This window comes from Brevinematia bacterium (genome assembly GCA_039630355.1).
Lineage (GTDB): Bacteria > Spirochaetota > Brevinematia > DTOW01 > DTOW01 > SKYB106.
This window is the reverse complement of sequence record JBCNVF010000017.1, coordinates 1-18531: the sequence shown is the minus strand read 5'-3', so window position 1 is coordinate 18531 and position 18531 is coordinate 1. Positions and strand designations below refer to the sequence as shown.

The 18531-nt window shown below is 37.7% G+C and carries 15 protein-coding genes and 1 pseudogene; 11 read left to right on the top strand and 5 right to left on the bottom strand.

What is annotated here, in order from left to right; genetic code table 11:
* The first annotated feature begins 16 nt into the window (after positions 1-16).
* Together ABDH28_01410 and uvrB are read left to right on the top strand one after the other, a co-directional pair.
* Positions 17-1126, top strand: a complete 1110-nt coding sequence (locus ABDH28_01410; GenBank protein ID MEN2997688.1) for a hypothetical protein — start codon at positions 17-19, stop codon at positions 1124-1126.
* A 129-nt stretch (positions 1127-1255) separates the two neighbouring features.
* A pseudogene (gene uvrB / locus ABDH28_01405) lies at positions 1256-3274 on the top strand (excinuclease ABC subunit UvrB).
* Between the two features lie 7 nt (positions 3275-3281).
* On the opposite strand, the gene ABDH28_01400 reads toward uvrB, so the two are convergent.
* Entirely contained in the window at positions 3282-4775 is a 1494-nt protein-coding gene (locus ABDH28_01400; GenBank protein MEN2997687.1) for a DUF4139 domain-containing protein, read from the bottom strand.
* A 701-nt stretch (positions 4776-5476) separates the two neighbouring features.
* On the opposite strand from ABDH28_01400, the gene ABDH28_01395 reads away from it, so the two are divergent.
* Positions 5477-7039, top strand: coding sequence for an HD domain-containing phosphohydrolase (locus ABDH28_01395; protein MEN2997686.1), 1563 nt, complete (start codon positions 5477-5479; stop codon positions 7037-7039).
* 120 nt (positions 7040-7159) lie between these two features.
* Here ABDH28_01395 and ABDH28_01390 read toward each other — a convergent pair whose 3' ends face one another.
* A complete protein-coding gene (locus ABDH28_01390; protein MEN2997685.1) occupies positions 7160-7597 on the bottom strand; it encodes an Hsp20/alpha crystallin family protein in 438 nt (145 codons plus the stop codon).
* Between the two features lie 269 nt (positions 7598-7866).
* Between ABDH28_01390 and ABDH28_01385 the strand changes: the two genes are divergently transcribed.
* Positions 7867-9354 carry an L-lactate permease gene (locus ABDH28_01385; GenBank protein ID MEN2997684.1) on the top strand — a complete coding sequence of 496 codons (1488 nt, stop codon included), beginning with the start codon at positions 7867-7869 and terminating at the stop codon, positions 9352-9354.
* A 202-nt stretch (positions 9355-9556) separates the two neighbouring features.
* Positions 9557-10444 (top strand): methylenetetrahydrofolate reductase [NAD(P)H], encoded by an 888-nt coding sequence (gene metF, locus ABDH28_01380; protein ID MEN2997683.1) that lies wholly within the window; start codon positions 9557-9559, stop codon positions 10442-10444.
* Here metF and ABDH28_01375 read toward each other — a convergent pair.
* Positions 10433-11305, bottom strand: a complete 873-nt coding sequence (locus ABDH28_01375; protein MEN2997682.1) for a hypothetical protein — start codon at positions 11303-11305, stop codon at positions 10433-10435. The genes metF and ABDH28_01375 overlap by 12 nt on opposite strands.
* A 119-nt stretch (positions 11306-11424) precedes the next feature.
* On the opposite strand from ABDH28_01375, the gene secD reads away from it, so the two are divergent.
* Together secD and secF are read left to right on the top strand one after the other, a co-directional pair.
* A complete protein-coding gene (gene secD / locus ABDH28_01370; GenBank protein MEN2997681.1) occupies positions 11425-12966 on the top strand; it encodes a protein translocase subunit SecD in 1542 nt (513 codons plus the stop codon).
* A gap of 12 nt (positions 12967-12978) precedes the next feature.
* Positions 12979-13890, top strand: a complete 912-nt coding sequence (gene secF / locus ABDH28_01365) for a protein translocase subunit SecF (GenBank protein MEN2997680.1) — start codon at positions 12979-12981, stop codon at positions 13888-13890.
* A 40-nt stretch (positions 13891-13930) separates the two neighbouring features.
* On the opposite strand, the gene ABDH28_01360 is transcribed toward secF, so the two are convergent.
* Both ABDH28_01360 and ABDH28_01355 read right to left on the bottom strand, forming a co-directional pair.
* Complete coding sequence (locus tag ABDH28_01360; GenBank protein MEN2997679.1) at positions 13931-14623, bottom strand: hypothetical protein; 693 nt, start codon at positions 14621-14623, stop codon at positions 13931-13933.
* Positions 14624-14639: 16 nt separating this feature from the next.
* On the bottom strand, positions 14640-15110 hold the full coding sequence (locus ABDH28_01355; GenBank protein MEN2997678.1) for a flagellar hook capping FlgD N-terminal domain-containing protein: 471 nt from the start codon (positions 15108-15110) through the stop codon (positions 14640-14642).
* Between the two features lie 146 nt (positions 15111-15256).
* Between ABDH28_01355 and fliE the strand changes: the two genes are divergently transcribed.
* Genes fliE through ABDH28_01335 form a run of 4 tightly spaced genes read left to right on the top strand, consistent with a single transcriptional unit; the run spans position 15257 to position 18400 of the window.
* Positions 15257-15571, top strand: a complete 315-nt coding sequence (gene fliE / locus ABDH28_01350) for a flagellar hook-basal body complex protein FliE (GenBank protein MEN2997677.1) — start codon at positions 15257-15259, stop codon at positions 15569-15571.
* A 10-nt stretch (positions 15572-15581) separates the two neighbouring features.
* Complete coding sequence (ribD, locus tag ABDH28_01345) at positions 15582-16703, top strand: bifunctional diaminohydroxyphosphoribosylaminopyrimidine deaminase/5-amino-6-(5-phosphoribosylamino)uracil reductase RibD (protein MEN2997676.1); 1122 nt, start codon at positions 15582-15584, stop codon at positions 16701-16703.
* A gap of 20 nt (positions 16704-16723) precedes the next feature.
* Positions 16724-17863 carry a tetratricopeptide repeat protein gene (locus ABDH28_01340; GenBank protein MEN2997675.1) on the top strand — a complete coding sequence of 380 codons (1140 nt, stop codon included), beginning with the start codon at positions 16724-16726 and terminating at the stop codon, positions 17861-17863.
* 9 nt (positions 17864-17872) lie between these two features.
* Positions 17873-18400 carry a hypothetical protein gene (locus ABDH28_01335; protein ID MEN2997674.1) on the top strand — a complete coding sequence of 176 codons (528 nt, stop codon included), beginning with the start codon at positions 17873-17875 and terminating at the stop codon, positions 18398-18400.
* Positions 18401-18531 lie beyond the last annotated feature (131 nt).

Genomic DNA, 18531 nt, shown 5'->3' with positions numbered 1-18531 from the left:
TAAGGGGGAGAAATTTATGAAGAAAGTTATGATCTTCTTTACTTTTCTAGGTGCTAATCTTTTGTTACTTATTTCATGTAAACCTTCTTACGAAGTAATAGATTATGGCATAGTGCTGAAGGATCATATCCCTGCCTTTGACTCTCCATCAACAAAGGGGGCAAAACCTGTTGAAAACTTTAGTTATGGCACTATCGTTGAAATAGTCATGGAGAGAGGAAAAGAAATACCCCCACACCTATACATGGTTGCAAAGGATGGTAAGGTCTATTATGTCAAGCAAGAGGACATTCTCAGAGGTGTCAAGATAGTTGAAGGAGGCACACCAAAGGACCCAGGAGCTAGGAAAAGATATTATGCTATCAATGAGGGAATGGTTTTCTGGAAAGATGGAGCGGTCATATTCTCGGAGTTAGATGCTGAAGTAAAGACGAATATAAGTAAAACTACTTCTCTTACCAACATTGTCACAAATCTAATACCGAAGGGGCATAACAGTGTCAATTGGGGCACAGTAATGTATATCCTTTTCACACCTTCTGTTGAAGTAACTCCTCCTTCTTTCTACACAAACTCCGTTTCAGAAAGAGTCCAGTATTCTAAGGCCCAGAATAAACAGTTCTACTTCCTTGTGATGGATATCAGTAACCAGACTTTTGTTGGATACGTAAGAAGTGATGCAGTAGAATTTGGGGTTGTTCCAGCAATCGCTGTAAAAGAGATAGTTAAAGTATACTCCGCTGCAACCAGTGGTGCAAAAGAAACTGGCTTTCTTGATCTATTTACTCTAATGTCCGTTGAAAAATCACCCTACGGTAACTACTGTAAGATTAGATCTGTTCCTTTTACGTCTGGAGCTAGGACTGGATTCGTGTTAGCGGAAGATATCTCTACAGCTTTTCCAGATGTGTTCTTTGGCCTCAACTTGATGAAGTATACAAATGATTTTGCTAATCTTTCCTCAATAGATGAAAAGAAAAGAGCTGAAATAATTTCCCTCTTAGAGGATTTTGTCAACAACAACCCTAATTCCAAACTGTATATCTACACTCTCAACCTCCTTAAGAACATCTCACCCCACGAGGAACATGACTTTGAAAAAGAAGAATCTGATTCAGAGTCTTAGTAATAACCTTATACCAAAACTTTTCTAAGCCAAAAGTCATAAACTCTGAATTATTCAGAAAAGGCAGAGTGAAAAAAGAGAGTTTCCAAAAGCGGAGCTTTTGACTCGGAATAGAGCACTATGAGGAACATAGCTAAAGAATTTAAAGTTGTTTCAGAGTTTACACCCTGTGGAGATCAACCAGAAGCAATAGAGAAAATAGTAAAAGGTTTTACTGAAGAAGGGCATAAGAGGATCACCCTTCTTGGCTAAACTGGAAGTGGCAAGACGTTCACGATGGCTAATGTAATTGAGAGATTAGGACTACCAACCCTTGTGGTTTCACACAACAAAACTCTGGCAGCACAACTCTACAGAGAGCTCAAGCAGTTTTTCCCGTATAACGCAGTGGAATACTTTGTCTCCTATTATGACTACTATCAACCTGAAGCCTATATTCCTCAAACTGATACCTATATTGAAAAGGAAGCAACGATAAATGATGAAATAGATAGGCTTAGAATATCTGCTATCGCAAGTTTACTAAGTAGGAATGATGTCATTGTGGTTGCTAGCGTTTCTTGCATATACAACCTAGGAGCACCATCAGACTTTAGAGAGTTTGTCCTTTTAGTAAGAGTTGGAGATAAGATGGATATCCGTGACTTAGCGTACAAATTCTCCGAAATGCAGTATGAAAGAGGTGACTACCACTTTACTAGGGCTACTTTCAGAGTAACAGGTGACAGGATTGATATCCATCCGGCTTACTCTAGAGATTTCATAAGAATAGAGTTTTTTGATGACGAAATAATTTCAATAAAACGCTACGATTATTTGAACAACTCCTTAATTGATCAACATGATGCAATAGTGATATATCCAGCCAAACTCTTTGTTTCCTCAAAGGAGAGAATTGAAAAAGCAGTTAGGGAGATACTTAAGGAGATGGAAGAGAGAGTTAAAGAGCTTAGAAGTTGTGGGAGAGAAATAGAGGCAAAAAGATTGGAAACAAGAACGAAGTATGACATGGATCTACTTTTAGAGACAGGATATTGTCCGGGAATTGAGAACTATTCAAGGTATATCTCGGGGAGAAAGCCGGGGGAAAGGCCCTATGTTTTACTTGACTATTTTCCAAAAGAATTTCTAACCATCATAGACGAATCTCATGTTACAATTCCTCAGATAAGAGGAATGTTCAACGGGGACAGGTCAAGAAAAGAAACTTTAGTTGAGTTTGGATTTAGACTACCATCGGCTCTTGACAACAGACCTCTTAGGTTTGAAGAGTTTGACTCTTTGCTTGATAGGGTTTTGTATGTTTCTGCTACTCCCGATGAATATGAGTTATCCGTGTCTGGAAAGATTGTAGAACAGATAGTTAGGCCTACAGGACTACTTGACCCTGTTATTTACGTAAGACCAACTGAAAATCAGGTTGAGGATATAATAAGAGAAGTGAGTGAGAATACCAAAAGAGGAGAAAGGACAATAATAACCACCCTAACGAAAAAGATGGCAGAAGATCTTACGAGGTTTCTCGTTGAGAGGGGTATAAAAGCTATTTACATTCACGACGAGGTTGAGGTGATAGAAAGGGTTGAACTTCTTAGGGATCTAAGAAAGGGAGTGTATGATTGTATAGTAGGGATAAACCTACTTAGAGAAGGGATTGACTTACCGGAAGTTTCATTGGTGTGTATACTGGATGCAGACAAGGTAGGTTTTCTAAGGTCAACAAGATCTTTGATCCAGATAATGGGTAGGGCAGCAAGACATATAAATGGAAGAGTAATAATGTATGCAGACAAAATCTCCCAATCTATGGAAGAAGCAATCAGAGAAACCGATAGAAGAAGGAAAATACAGTTAGAGTATAACCAGAGGCACAATATAACACCGAGAAGTATTAAAAAAGAAGTCACCGATATAATTGAGAGAAAACACGAAAAGATAGTTTCATCAAGAGTTAGAAGAACTTTTAAGGTTTCCGAATATAGCGAAGTTTTTGAAATAATTGATGAGATCAAGAGACAATATGGAAACAATATTAGAGAGGTGATTAGAACTTTGACAGAGTATATGTTCAGCTTTGCGGAAAAGCTGGAGTTTGAGAAAGCTAGTATTGTCAGAGATGAGATAAGAAAGATAGAGAGTTCAGCTTAATCCTTGCCTACCTTTCGTATTCGTAGTAATTAAGATCCGCTGGATACTCCACCCAGTAAGATACTAGATTTTCTGCGGTTTTCCCCTTTTCAACAACCATACTTACCTTGAATATTCCCTCCTTCCTTATTACTTCGTAGCTCATCTCAGGAGAAGGTGTTATCTTATCAATGTTTACTTTAATTCTATCGTCATAAGGTATCGGAATCCTGTCAACTATAGATATAGCTATTTGCGTAGGTAAGTTATTTCTAATGATGTTTTTAAAAACTCTTACTATTCGCTTATGAGTCCCCAGAAGTTTTGGCATCTCCTCCCGCTCTTCAACTAACTTCCTCTCCACTACGATGCTGGGCACTGAGATTCCCTTGGTTTCAAAAACCCCACCTTTGGGAATTGTCTTATTAAGATATATCCCACTTACCCTACTACCAGCAAATAGAATGTCAACACTACCCGGCAGAAAAGTAACTTCAGAAACATTTGAGATTTTAAAAACAGCAAGACCTGAGGAGTATTTCGGAGGAATGGCATAGTAACTTCTTTCCACACTAACAGGTATATTATCAAATACCGTAACCTCTGTGTCTTTCTCTAATACCATCTCCTTACTAATCTCCCATACAAGTCCAATATCAACTCCTTTTTCCTCCAAACTAGTTTCAGAAAATTTCTCACCTTCAACCCTACCATACACTTCAGTCTTCAGTTTAGGAATAGTCGTTGGAAGTGTGGATTTGTAAGAAATCATTTCCATCACAGCTCCTATCAACTTTTTCAGCTCAACTTCCACGATATCCGGAACTACCTCAGTAGTCGTCACAATAATCTTGCTAACTAGAATCTTAACCCTCTCAGGTAGTGAAAATTTCACTTTCAGTGATAAGGTTTGATTATCAGCATTGAGCGTATAACTGGTCCTCCAGCCACCTGCTAATCTGTAGCTCAATGTTCCAGCTGAGGTAGAAAGCTTAATCACTTTCACTACCTCCTGTTTCTTTTCTATCTCTCCCTCTATTTCCTTTTTCTTCCTCTCTTTAACTGACTTCTCTTTTTCCAGATTAGGTAAAATACTCTCATTTATCTCAATAACTTTCCCCTGTAATTGGTTAAAGTTCTCCATCAGCGAAGTCATGGTCTTAGTGTCCTTTGGGTAAGGTGAAGCTAAAACTGTTTTTATCAACTCCAATGAAGCTTTAAGTTTCTCTGATTCATTTTTTGCAGAAGTTATCTTTCTTTCCACCTCCTCTATCTCTTTTATAGTATTGCTTAACTCAGAGAGAAGATTTGGTGGTATGTTGGTTGAAGTGGTTATCTCAACAATTCTGTTTCTTTCAACCGAGATATCAAAAGAATTCGCTGGAATTGCAATTATGTTTGTCGTTACCGAGAGTTTTACTAAAACTGTGCTAGGATAAAAAGTAACTGTCGTTTCTGCTTTTGGAAAAACTCCTATGAGGATAAACATGAAAAACGAAGCAAAAAAGATCATCTTTCTCATATGCTCCTCCTCACAAAAGATTCTTAAGATTTAAATACCTAGCTTCTCCTGAAAACAACCTAAACCTCTTTAGCACTTATCCCTAACCCCCAAAGCCAAAAACCTAGAATACACATTCTAAGCACTTTACAACCCGTAACTACAAAATCTATCCTCTCCAACCCACAAAAGCAATTATGAACCTATACCAGCTACCTAGTCAAACTTGAAACTAAAATGTCAATAAATTCCAATTTCCATTAGGCAAATAGACAGAATTCTAAACTTTTCCATACTTATCTCTTCTGGTTTTCGTCAGCTACAAAACTTCACTTCATACCAACCCTCTTAAGTGTTCACCAAGAAAAGTATTTACCCAGTTAATAGAAACTACAGGAAGAGTAAAAAGCCTAGTCGTTAAGTTTTGGAATTCTTCATTACTAGAATATCAGCAAATTCCAAATTTCGGATATAATAGGAAGTAGCTTTCTTTTTACTACCCTCACGGTCCCTATTTGGACTGAGTAAATACTCTTCCTAGCAAACTCTCGGGAAACTTGGTGTAAAGTGAAGTTTGTGACTGAGAAATGCTATCTAGAGCCAAATGGTGTAAGTAGGCGAAAAGTTTAGAATCTTGTCTACTTGTTAATTTTAGAACTTATTGGGGCTTCTGCGAAATATTTGAAAGTTAATATAGTCTTGTTTAAAAATGGTTGTAAACTATGGAAGAGAATTTAGTTAACCAGCAAGGAGAGATAAGAGTTCCCATTACTGTATCAAAGTTTCTGCTCAAGGAGGGAGATGTTCTAGACGAAGATATTCTATACTACCATAATCTTAGGAAAGGAACTATACTTAGTAAGGAGTTTATCTCTGCGATTCAGCAGATAGATGGAATAGACACTGTGAGGGTTTTAAGGCTGAAGAAGATTGTTGAGGAGGAGGTTGAGAAGAAAGTATCTTTAAGCGTCTCAAGTGTTTCAGACCCTTCTCGGAGTTTAGAAGCATTAGATGCAGTAAAGGACACGGACATAAAGTTGGGATTTAGTGACGAAGAAGCAAATAGGAAAATAGCAGAATCTATAAGGAGGACGATAGAGATGATAAGAGGTAGGGATTATGAGTCAAAGGTTGAGAATACTAGTCAGAAGATAGAGGAGATAGTTGTAAAAGAGCAGATAACTTCACAGACAATGAAACAAGAAGTTGAGAGGACGATAAGGGAGATTTCTGAGAGCTTTGTTGATACATTTTCTCTTCAGAAGATAGTGCCTATAAGGAGTAAAGCTGATGTTATGGCGCTGAATTTTTCAAACAAGAGTATATCTAATTACTTTTTGGATTTAGTGGTAGCTGATAGAGTTATGTTTATAAACTCGGCTAAAAGCATTGTGGTGAAATTCATAAACTCTTTTGGTGACGATAATAGTGGAATAGTCCTTAGCTCGCTGTTTCAGTTTTCGGAGAATGATGACTATGTTGTTTCGCATTCTATCTTTGTGATGGCTATGTCAATACTTATAGCGAAGGAATTAACCAAACTTGCTTATGATAAGCTTTCTCAAAGTGACAACAAAGTTGATCCTAGAAGCCTAAAGGTGATATCTCAGAAGACCTTTGACATTGACGATCTGACAAACATAGGGCTTATTAGTATTTTGCATGATGTGGGACTGCGAAAGAATTTTGGCTCAATACTTCCGTCCTTTAGGATACCAGCAACAACTGTTTCCAAAGTTGAGTTACACCCAAGTGAATCAAGTTTTTTTGCGCAGAAGTTGAGTTTAGATATAAGTATCCAAAGGGCGGTTTATGAACACCATGAATTTCTTGATGGAAGCGGTTATCCTAAAGGCACAACTAGGTATATGTCAAAATATTCCCCTATAATTGCATTTACAGAAAGACTTAGTGAGTTAGTGCTTGAAAACCCGTTTAACACTAAGCCTATTTTACCAGCTTTGGCAGTAAATCATATACTCAAAAATGAGCTTAAGAAATATGATAGAGATGTTGTATACGCGTTTGTCAGAGCAACCTCAACCTACCCAATAGGTAGTTGGATAGAGATGTCTAACAACCTAGTGGGATTTGTGAAGGATGTAAGTCCAAGAGACAAAACCAAACAAATTGTGAAAGCTGTCTTTACTTCCCAACTGTCTAAATTGGATTCGCCTGTAGAGATTGACCTTGCTGAGGTGCAAGATGTGAAAATAGTTAAGGTTTTGAACCCTATTGAACTGTCCAAAAAAGTAGGAGATATAAGGACTTACTACTTTGATTAACCGAAACCTAACAAAAGGTTCAGAAATACGAACTGCAAACTTTTGATAAAGATAAAAGGAGTTTAGCTTTTGCTAAGCGAAGAAGACAAAGTTCGGAGGAGCCTGCGAGCTCCTCATAGCTTAAGAGATCTTTATCTTAGTTTCCTTAGAGACCTTTTCCTTCGGTATTCTTATTTCAAGTATTCCATCTTTGTATTCAGCTTTGGCTTCTTCACTTTTTACATCAACTGGCAGTGGTATTATCCTCTCAACCCTGCCATAGAATCTTTCCAACCTGTGGATGTTTTCCTTCTTTTCCTCCTTTTCCTCTCTCTTTTCAGCCTTTAGGTGCACAAAGTTATCTTTAACCACTATCTCTATATCATCCTTTTTGACACCAGGAATTTCAGCCTTTATCACAACATCCTTGTCTGTTTCGTATAAATCTACTACTGGGGCAAAGACGTATTCTTTACCGGGCTCTAAGGAGCCGAAAAACTCATCAAAAAGTCTGTCAAATTCCCTTCTTACCCTTTCAATTTCAACAAGAGGTTGCCATATACTTAGACCCTTTCTCATAACTCACCTCCCTATCAAAAGTTTTCACATAAAATATACCAAAATTTTTCTGATTCGTCAAGTGTCTTTGCTTTGTTATCAAGCCTTTTGTTAAGTTCATTATACTTATTGTATTTCTACGCAGTAATCCTAGAAGTGAACTTGAGAGGGTTTCCGTAGTAACTGGTGGGGTAGGTGGTTTTCTGAAATCTTGAAGTTTTGATACTTACTTATGGGTTTGAGATTAAGTTTAAAGAGTAGGTGCAGAAGTAACAAAATTTTTAGCCGAGATGGAGAAGGAAATGGGAGAGCTTACTCTTGGGATAGTAAGTCTTATACCGTTTCTACTTATAGGTGTAGGGATACTGAAGACTAGAATAGGCATGCATTGGGTAACGCTTTTTGCTATGGTTGTGACTGCTTTTCTATCGTTGCTGTGGAAGAGTGATATTTCGGTTATTCTTGTATCTTTTGTTGAGGGAGCTGTAATGGCGCTTATACCTATAATCTGGGTTATTCTGGCTGCAGTGTTTACGTATTTTATAAGTCTTAGAACTGGTGCGATGGAGGTGATAAAGAGTTTTTTAAACAACATTACTGAGAGCAGACACACTCAAGCGGTGCTTATAGCGTTTTGTTTTGGGGGATTTTTGGAGAGTGTTGCGGGTTTTGGAACTGCGGTAGCTATACCGACGGGTATGCTTGTGTCTATAGGCTTTGACCCTATCAAGGCTGCGGTAATTTCGCTTGTAGCTAACTCAGTGCCTGTTGCTTTTGGTGCACTAGGGCTTCCAGTGATAGTCCTTAGCAACTTGGTTAAGGAGCCACTGGAGGAACTTACAAGATACGTTGCTTTGCAACTTATTCCATTCTCACTAGTTATTCCTCCGCTTGTGGTAATAATATCAAATGGAGGAATTAGGGGAGCTGGAGAGTCTCTAAGAGACGCTTTGTTGATCGGGTTTATTTTTACGCTAACCCAAACTCTAGTTGCCTTCTTTATAGGACCTGAGCTAGTAGCAGTTCTGGGAAGTATTGTATCATTGCTAGTGGTGGTTATCATCAATCACCTTAGAAGACCAAATCCGTTTATGAAGAAGATTTTAGTTCCGGTGATAAACTATTTAATTCTTCTTGTTCTCATAGTTCTCTCAAGGGTTGTTTTTCCAGGGTATTTAAGTGAACATTTTGTCATAACCTTGAGTATTGTGGATCACAAGATCAAGATAGACTATCTCACAACACCAGGAACCCTTTTGCTTATCTCATCAGTGGTTGGTTCTATCTTTCAGGGTGCTAACCTAAAAACTATTCTCTCAGCTTTGGTTGAGACTCTTCAGAAGATAAAGTGGAGTGCTTTAACGATAGTAAGTATTGTTGTCCTTGCTAAGGTTATGGGAAATACTGGAATGATAATAAGCACCGCACTCTTGATATCTGCACTATCTGGCAATGTTTACCCTCTTTTTGCACCACTTATTGGGGCAATTGGAACATTCATAACAGGTAGTGATACTAGTTCAAACATCTTGTTGGGAGCCCTACAGAAGGAAACTGCCAAAAATTTAGGATTTGACCCTGTCTGGATTTCCGCTTCAAACACCTCTGGAGCAACCGCTGGAAAAATGATTTCTCCTCAGAGCATAGCAGTTGCCTCATCGGCTGTAGGACTTCAAGGACAAGAGAAACAGATAGTCTCAGCTACACTCCCTATATGCTTAGCATACTCTCTTGCGATGGGAGTGTATGTGCTAATAGTAAGCTTACTACGAATGTAATGCTAAAACTAGATAAAGTGGTAGAACTTAGTTGTGACTTCTACTTCATTAAAGTTTGCTGAAGTTTATTAGAGGAATTGATTTTGAAATGAAATATCTGGTAGCTTTTATGTAAAGAGTAACTATAGTTCCTTGACTTATATTGGGTAATCTCCGTTTTAGGTTGCAAAAGTGTTTTGATTTTGAGTAGAATTTTGCACTTATGAAAATAAAAAACGTTCTCCTAAGTTGTGAATATAGCATATCGCTTGAGTTTTTTCCCCCTAAGGAGGAGAAGGCGTTTGAAGAATTTACGAAAGGGTTTACCTTTTATCAAAGGCTTAATCCGAACTTTGTTTCTGTGACCTATGGTGCGGGGGGAAGTACAAGAGAGAAAACATTTTCTTTGGTTAAGTTCATAAAGGAAAAGTATGATATTCCAGTGATGCCTCATCTGACTTCTTTGACTCACTCACCTGAAGAAATAGAAAACTTACTTCAGGCTTATGCTGAAATAGGCGTGGAGAATATACTTGCATTGAGAGGAGATATTCCTAAAGATGTAGGTGATTTTGATATATCAAAGGCTTACTTTAAGAACGCGTTGGGGTTTGTAAGGTTCATAAAGGAGAGGTTTGGTAGTACTTTCAGCATTGGTGTGAGTGCCTATCCTGAGGGGTATCCTGAATATCGCGATGTTGAGAAAGAGGTTGAATATCTTAAACGGAAATTTGATGAAGGGGGTGATTTTGCCATAACTCAGATGTTTTTTGACAATTCATATTTTTACAAATTTGTCAATATATGTAGGAAAAAGGGCATAACCAATGAGGTAATACCTGGGATAATGCCTATAACGAACTTCAAGCAAATATTTTCGTTTGCCACAAGCGTTGGAGCGAGAATTCCTGACGATTTAACCAACAAGTTTAATAGTGTTCTGTCTTCTCCTGAGGATATGGAAAAGCTAGGGATAGAGGTTGCTGTATCGCAGATAATGGATCTATTTGATAACGGGTTTAAGAAAATACACCTATTCACTCTTAATAGAAGATCAGTGATTGAGGATATAGTTAGGGTTGTAAGAGCTAGAGTAATGTTACAGTCTTAATCCAATACTTCCGGAAAGTATCCAACTAGTTGTTCTTTCAATATCAATGGGTGGGGAGAAGTTTTGGTAGTAGCCTAGGTTGAAGATTAGAGCTTCTAGTACTTTTACCCATAGTCCTCCGCCGGTTATCAATGCGTTTACGTATTTTGACTTATCAGAGATTGGCAAGTAGTAGATTGTTTCTGAAAAGAGTTTAATGGTGATATGTTTTGAATAGTAGCAGAATACTTCAAATGTGCTACCTATTATAAGGTTATCATTCTCTATATTGAATGCAAGTGGAGGTTCTATCTTTGAGGAGATGGAGATGAAGGAAAGGTATAAAGACAGTGCGAAGATATTTCCTACTAGTGTTAGTGCGTTACCGATCTCTATGTCTGTGTATCCTGAAGACAGGGGAAAGTATAGCCCTTTCTGTAGCCCTATGTTTCGGTAGCTATCCTCTTTCTTTACACCAGTAGCCAGTGAAAGTTGCAGTGTTAGAGCGTTTTGAAAGAGAAAGGTGTCAATAAACGAGAATGTTTCGTTAAAGGTTAGAAATTTGGAGAAGAGCCTAACATCACCTATTACTCCGTTATCATTCGCTTCCAGAATCTTCAGGTAAGGAAACTCAAAGCCAAGTTCTACGTAGTTGTTAGGTGAGTATACTCCCTTGAAACTGATCTTGAGTATGTTATAATCCGATAGATCTGGTAGCCATCTGCTAAAGTTTTGTAGCTCTATTGATAGAGTTATTTTCTCTTTTGAACTTATTATAGCGTTCTCATTCTTTAGAAAGGGAGGAACACCATAGGTTCGTATAGTAGAAAGAATTAATGCACAAACTATCACAGGGATCAATCTGAACAGTTTATTCAACATTTGTGAACCAATTTTACTTGAGTAGGTGGAGGTATTTCAAGAAATGGGAAATAGATGGAAGTTTAAATTGGAGTCTAGGCGGAGAAATTTTTTATAATCAATCTCAACTGGAGAATATTATGGATTGGATTAGGCTTTTTGTGATAGTTGTAGTTTTGGCTTTAGGGGTAGTTATCATTAGGCCTACCTACGAGTGGTATTTTGTGGTGCCGAAGGAGGATAAGGAACTTCTTTCTCTACCTATGGAGGAGGTGAGTAAGCTTTCACCAGAGCTTAAGAAAAAGTATAACGAGATTAAGAAGTTAAGAAACAGTACAGTTCTCAATATGGGACTTGACCTTAGAGGTGGAATTTACATAACGCTTGAACCAGATCCGGTGGATATGACTAACTTTCTTCTTGATAGATTTGAGGGAGATATGGAGAAAGTGGTCTCGGAATATGAAAAAGAGCTGGAGTCACAGGTGAGTATATCTCTGGAGATTCTGAGGAACAGGCTTGATCAATTTGGAGTTGCAGATCCGGTTATAAGGAGAGAGAGTGGATATAGAATTTCTGTTGAGCTTCCAGGAATATCAAGTATAGCGCAGGCTAGGGAAGCGATAAGCAAGGCGGGAAAACTTGAGTTTAAGTTTGTTGATGATGAATACATGAACAGTATTGATAGGAAGTATCTTAACAACGAGGGTTTGATTTCAGATCTCACTTTGTTTCTGAAAGACAATGTTGTTCCATCTGATGATGAAATTTATGGCTACTATGAGACTGACGAATTTGGGGTTCCTGTTCTGAAAGGCTTCATTATACTTAAGAAGGAAGTTGTCCTTGACGGGAGCTATATAAGCGATGCTAGGGTAGGGCAGGATCAATTTGGAAGGCCAGTTGTTGATTTCTCTCTGACACTAGAGGGGGCGGATATATTTGCTGAGATAACAAGGAACAATGTAGGTAGAAGGCTTGCAATAGTGCTTGATGGTAGGGTGAGGAGTGCTCCAGTTATTCAGACTGAGATACTTGGTGGGAGGGGGCAAATAACAGGAGTATTTACGCTTGAGGAAGTTAATAGCCTTGTTTCTGTTTTGAAATCTGGTGCTCTAAGTGTAAAGCTTAAGGAGATTGAAATTAGAGCCATAGGGCCTTCTTTAGGTGCTGATAGTATAAGTCTAGGCACAAGAGCAGCACTTATAGGTATCCTTCTAGTCTTTGCTTTTGCTATATTCTACTACAAGACCTTTGGGTTTATCACAACGATTTCTCTCATCCTTAACCTCTTTTTGACTTTAGCGGGGCTTGCATTGTTTAGAGCGACTTTAACTCTGCCAGGTATCGCAGGGCTAGCTCTGACCATTGGAATGGCTATTGACGCTAATGTCCTGCAGTTTGAGAGGATAAAGGAGGAGATAAGAAATGGTAAAGATCTAGTGACTGCTATGAAAGTGGGGTTTGATAAAGCTTTTGTTACTATCATAGATACACACGTTACAGTGATAATATCATCGTTTATACTCTCAACCTACGGTTATGGACCAATTAAAGGTTTTGGCACTACCTTACTTGTGGGTATAATTGTGTCTTTGTTTACGTCAATATTTGTGGTGAGATTTTTGGCTGACTTTGTTGTGCAAAAACTGAGGCTAAGGTTTTTACCAGCATTGGTGTAGTTGGAGGCTCGTATGTTTAACTTTCTTGAACCATTGAGGAATATAGACTTTGTTAAGCGTAGGTTTTACTTCATAGGACTATCATCAGTTGTAGTGCTAATAGGTATTGTGCTTTTCTTTGTAAAAGGTGGTTTTAGGCAAAGCATTGATTTTGCCGGTGGAACAAGGCTTGAAGTGAAGATCAACGACAATATAGGAATAGAAGATGTAAGAAGGGTTATTGTTTCTACAGGGGTTACAAAGAATGTTACCTATGTTGGTGACCCTAAGGACAATATATTCCTTATCAGTATAGGGGTGGATGAGGAATATGTTCATAAAGTTGAAACTGTGAAGAAGGCTCTGCAAGACAACTTTAGAGAAGTGATAATTAGAAGTGAAAATACTGTTGGGCCTAGGTTGAGTCAAGAGTTTTTCAGAAATGCAATGATACTCTCCTTGGTTGTTGGAGCCTTAATACTTATATATATTGGTATTAGGTTTGATTTCATATTCGGTTTGGGTGCAATTGTAGCATTGATACATGATCTTCTTATCGCTTTCACCGTGATCCTGCTGTTTGACATAGAAATGGATATATCAATAATTGCTGCAATACTGACAATACTTGGATATTCAGTAACTGACACTGTAGTTGTGTATGACAGAATAAGAGAAAACTTTGAAGCTGTAAAATCGTCTGAGGTTGAATACGTAGTTAACAAAAGCATAAGGCAAGTTATAGTTAGGTCAGTTCTAACATCCTTCACGACATTACTTGTGGTTCTAGCATTTATAGCTTGGGGACCTGAAACTCTCAAGGGATTTGCTATAGTGCTTCTTACTGGCATAATAAGTGGAACTTACTCTTCATTGTTTATCGCTTCTCCTATTGTAATAGAACTTGAAAAACAAAAACTGATTAAGCAAGAACAGTCTATTTGATGTTGCACTGAGGTTTCTTAAATTAAGGAAGGTATAATGTTTATAAGAAAGTTAGGTTTACCACCAGAGGATAAACTTCCAAGACATCTTCAACGAAGATGGGGAGTTTGTAATTGAGTCTTTTTATGATCTCGTCAATACGGATTAGATCTTCTGGAGTATCTAGGGTTACTCTAAGATCCTGAAAATCAGGTAAGGCTTTTGGTTCTAAAACTTTAAACGTGTCTTTGTTTTTGTATATATAGGGAGTGACATGTTCTCTATCGTAAGTTTCAAGTGTAAGCTCTGATACTCTATAAAGTGTGTCAGCTTTTATAACTTCTACGCCTGTTCCTAGAGGGATTCCCAGAAAATGTGTAAGATCTGCTTTATGTTGTAGGTGCAGGGATACGGCTTTGTCAATATACTCAGGACATGTTAGCGGATTGTCTGCAGTAATTCTCACAACAGTATCGGTATTATCAAAGGCATCAAGACATTTTACAAACCTAGAAAGCACATCTTCGTCTGGACCTGAGATAACTGAAACGTTGGCAAAATTTTCAGATACAAACGAAAAGATAGAATTGAACGAAATATAGTTTGTAGCTACTACTACCTTGTCAACTGACTTGGAAAAGAGAACCTGCTTTATGACTCTTTCTAGCACTACTGAGCCGTCTGAAAACCTAGCAAATACTTTAACTGGAAATCTGTCAGAATTTATTCTTGCTTGTATAATACCTAGAACCATACATTTCCTTTGCAACTTACTTTACTTCTACTATTTGTTTCATAGAAACTAGGTGTCCTTTCTCAGTTTTTAGAAAAACTTCTCCATTTTCATTGAGTCTGACTCCTGTAACTTTATCGCTGTGGGCTATGCCAGTATCACTGTCTATCCATTCAATTAGTTTTGAGATCATAGACAGAGAGCTGTTTATAGCATTTTGGGAAACTAATGAAAGTATGTTATTGTTAAGATTACCGAGTTGTTTTAAGGCGGTAAGTTGAGCTACTTGGGATATGAATGTTTTATCGTCAACTGGATTAGTTGGATCTTGGGTTCTTAGTTGGGTGGTAAGGATTTTCAGGAAATCTTCTTCGCCGAGAGTGTTCTTACTAGCTTGATGGTTGATTTTTAGTTCTTCGTTTAGTTTTCTTATCTCTTCTTTGGTTACCTTATCAATCTCTATCTTTTTTGAAACGATGTCAAAACTGTAGTTGTTATTGATTATCATATCCTACCTCCGTTGGTGCTATTATTAGTTTCGTTAAATATCTTCTTTCTTTTAGTTTTTTGCATTGCAAGGAGAGTTCGGTTATTACTCTATCCTGCTAGCTTGAAAGTTGTGGAGTGAATCCGAAAATATTCTTGGAGGTATTTATGAGTGAAGTTTTCCGCAGTTATGATGTTGTCATTAGAGTAACAAATGAAAAACATATTGCTTTTCCGGGTGAGCATAGGGTGAAAAATGTGGAACAGAGTTTTGGTGAACTTTTGTTGAGGGCTATTGATGATGTAAACAGGAAGGAGCTAGAAGCGAAGAGTCTTCAGGAGATGGCGGTGGTGTCTCCTGAGGAAGTAAATGTTCACGAGGTTATTATAGCAGAAGAGGAAGCTAGGCTATCATTGTTGTTTGTCAAAACCGTAATAGAGAAAGGAATAACTGCTTGGAGAGACTTGCTGAATTTAAGGTAATTACATAATTATGGTAGATTTGGATGTTAAGCTTGAATATTTTGAACTTGCATACTCTCTTGCGAATAAGGTTAAAGGTGTTGTTTCTCCAAATCCGGCGGTAGGAGCTGTGATAATAAAGGGTGGTAAGGTAGTATCTGTAGGAGCAACTCAGCCAAATTATGGTAAGCATGCGGAAATTGTAGCAATTGAGAACTCAAAGGTGCCTCTTAGGGGAAGCACCATGATCGTCACACTTGAACCTCACCAATATTCTGGTCATAATCCTCCTTGTACGGAAGAGATAATAAAAGCTGGTATAAAAAAAGTTTACGTCGGAACCGTTGATAAAAACCCAAAAGTCAATGGTAGGGGGATATCTAGGTTAAGGTCTGCAGGAATTGAGGTAAAGGTTGGTTTTTTTGAAGAAGATCTTTTAGAGCTGAATGAGGATTTTTTCAAGTTTGTTGCAACTGGCAAACCGTTTGTAACTGTTAAATACGCTATAAGTATTGATGGAAAGCTTGCAACTATAACGGGTGATTCAAAGTGGATTTCATCACAGTTAAGTAGAGAGTATGTACATTCTGAGATAAGGAGGAAGGCAGATGCAATATTGGTCGGTGTTAATACAATAATACAGGATAATCCTTACCTGACCATAAGATATAAGAAGAAGGAATACCTTTACAAACAACCTCTTAGATGTGTGGTTGATCCGTTTGGTAGGACTCCAATTGATTCGGTTGTTGTGAACGATGAACTGCCAACGCTGTTTTTTGTTTCAGAGAAAGTGAATAAAGATTTTTTAAGTTACATATCAAAAAAGGAGAACAAGAAGTATGAGTATATAAGCCTTATTGGGGACAAATTTCTAGATCTTAGGGAAGTGGTTGATAAACTTGGTGAGAGGAAGGTTATCAATCTACTTGTTGAGGGCGGAGGGGAGATAATCGGTAGTTTCTTTGAGGGTAATCTAGTGGATAAGGTTTTTGTGTTCGTTTCTCCTAAGTTTTTAGGAGGAAGATCTGCTAGGACTGTAGGGGGTAAGGGGGTATCCAAGGTTGAGGATGCAATAAGACTTTACGATATTACAGCTTTGAGGTTTGAGGACGATATTTTAATAAAGGGGTATGTAGAGAAACCTTACTGAGAAGGAGGATAGTTGTTGAAATGACTTTGCAAAAAGATATTGAAAAAATACTCTCACTTTACAAGGACGGAGAGGTTCTGAAGGCCTCTCAGATGGGAAAAAGATTCTACAAGGAATTGCCAAGAAAAGTTCGGAAGGTTGTAGAAGTGGCAAATTTTTTCGCAGGAGTGATATTTTCCGGGGAAATAGAAAACGTTATTGATTATACCTCTCACCTTGATGTGGTGCTATCAAAAGTTTTCTTTTTGGAAGGAAACTTTGAGAAATATAGAAGTACTGTTTATAAGGTGCTCCAGAATGCTCAAGATCCATTGGCAAAGCTCTACTGTCTGAAGGAGATCAAAATGTTTGATGGGAAAGGTTTTGCAGATCTTTACCAATCTTACTCAAATACCGAGGTAGTATCAAAGAGAACGGAATACTTGAAGAGGTTCCTGGAAAATGATTTTAGAAAAGCAGTTATGGACATTTCCGATTTTCTAGCACAAAAGCTTCATCCAGAGGTATTGCTAGATCTTGCTGATATTTGGTATTATACAGAGCAGTATAAGGAATTGTCAGAGTTGTGCCTTTCTATTTATAGGGAAGGTAAGATTAGTGATTATTTTTTGTATTTATATTCCTACTCCTTATTTTCTTCAGGTAAAATACCAGATGCAATTGCTGTTCTTGAAAAGCTTGCAAAGAAGTATTCAAAGAATATTAATATTGTATATAATCTTGCTGTGTGCTACTTTAGAAATGGTGATCTGACGAAAGCTGTGGAGCTTATAGATCTGTGTGGAAATATGCCATACTATCCTGAAATTTCTTTTACCAAGGGGGTTATTTTGTACAGACTGGGTAGATACGAGGATAGCAAGAAGGAGTTTTCAAAAGTTGAGAACTGTGAGGAGTTTAAGTTTGCGAGTAAATACAATATGAGTTTATGTGATTATAGGATTGGTAATTATGAAGAGGCTATAAAGAGATTAATTAGTCTTAGAAATGAGAGTTTTGTTGATAGGAAGAATTTTGAAGCTATAGACAGGACAGTATGGTTTATAAAGAAGGCGAGTAGGAAAATACCCTATGTTTTGATTTTCCTTTTTTCTCTAATCTTGCCATCTACTGTTGGGCTAGTAATATACTTGATTCTAACATATCTGGGGATACGGTAGGAGGGAAGGATGGAGAAAACAAAGGTTATGCTAAACTCGGTGCTACATGAGAGGACCAAGATAGATAGAACTACGCTTATAAGATACTATGTCAACGAATACAAATCTTCAAATCCTATATTTCTTTTCCAGTTTTTCAAATTGGTGTTTAGATACATCTACGAAAACACCGATCTAGAGATGCTTGATCTGTTGGTTGACAACTTTTACGACGAGGTGTGTATATATGGACACTTTGCTACGAATGAGTTTAACAAGCTTTTGGCGAATCTTATATCTCTTAACAAAGTATCCGAGGTGATAAAAATTTCTCCATTTATTCAGGAACTAGGAAACAAGAAAACTTTGAAGCTTGCTAAGAAGTTTCTCTATTCACTTGAGAAGGCGAAGTATATTGATTCTAGGGAAGTATTTGCTGTGAAAAAGTCGGTTTACTATCTTGACAATAAACTGAAACTTGGTAAAAAGAAAGCGAAAGTTGAAATTTTGGATCAGGGTATATTTGTTAAGTGGAAGAAGTTTGAATGTTTAAGGTAGTATATGGATGATTTGAAGAAGGTATTGGAGAAATTTGATGTTCTGAAAGCTCCGTATTTTTGTGACTATAGTAAGCTTAAAGAGTGTTTCAGGAGGGAGATAAAGATACATCATCCTGATGCCTCCTCGGG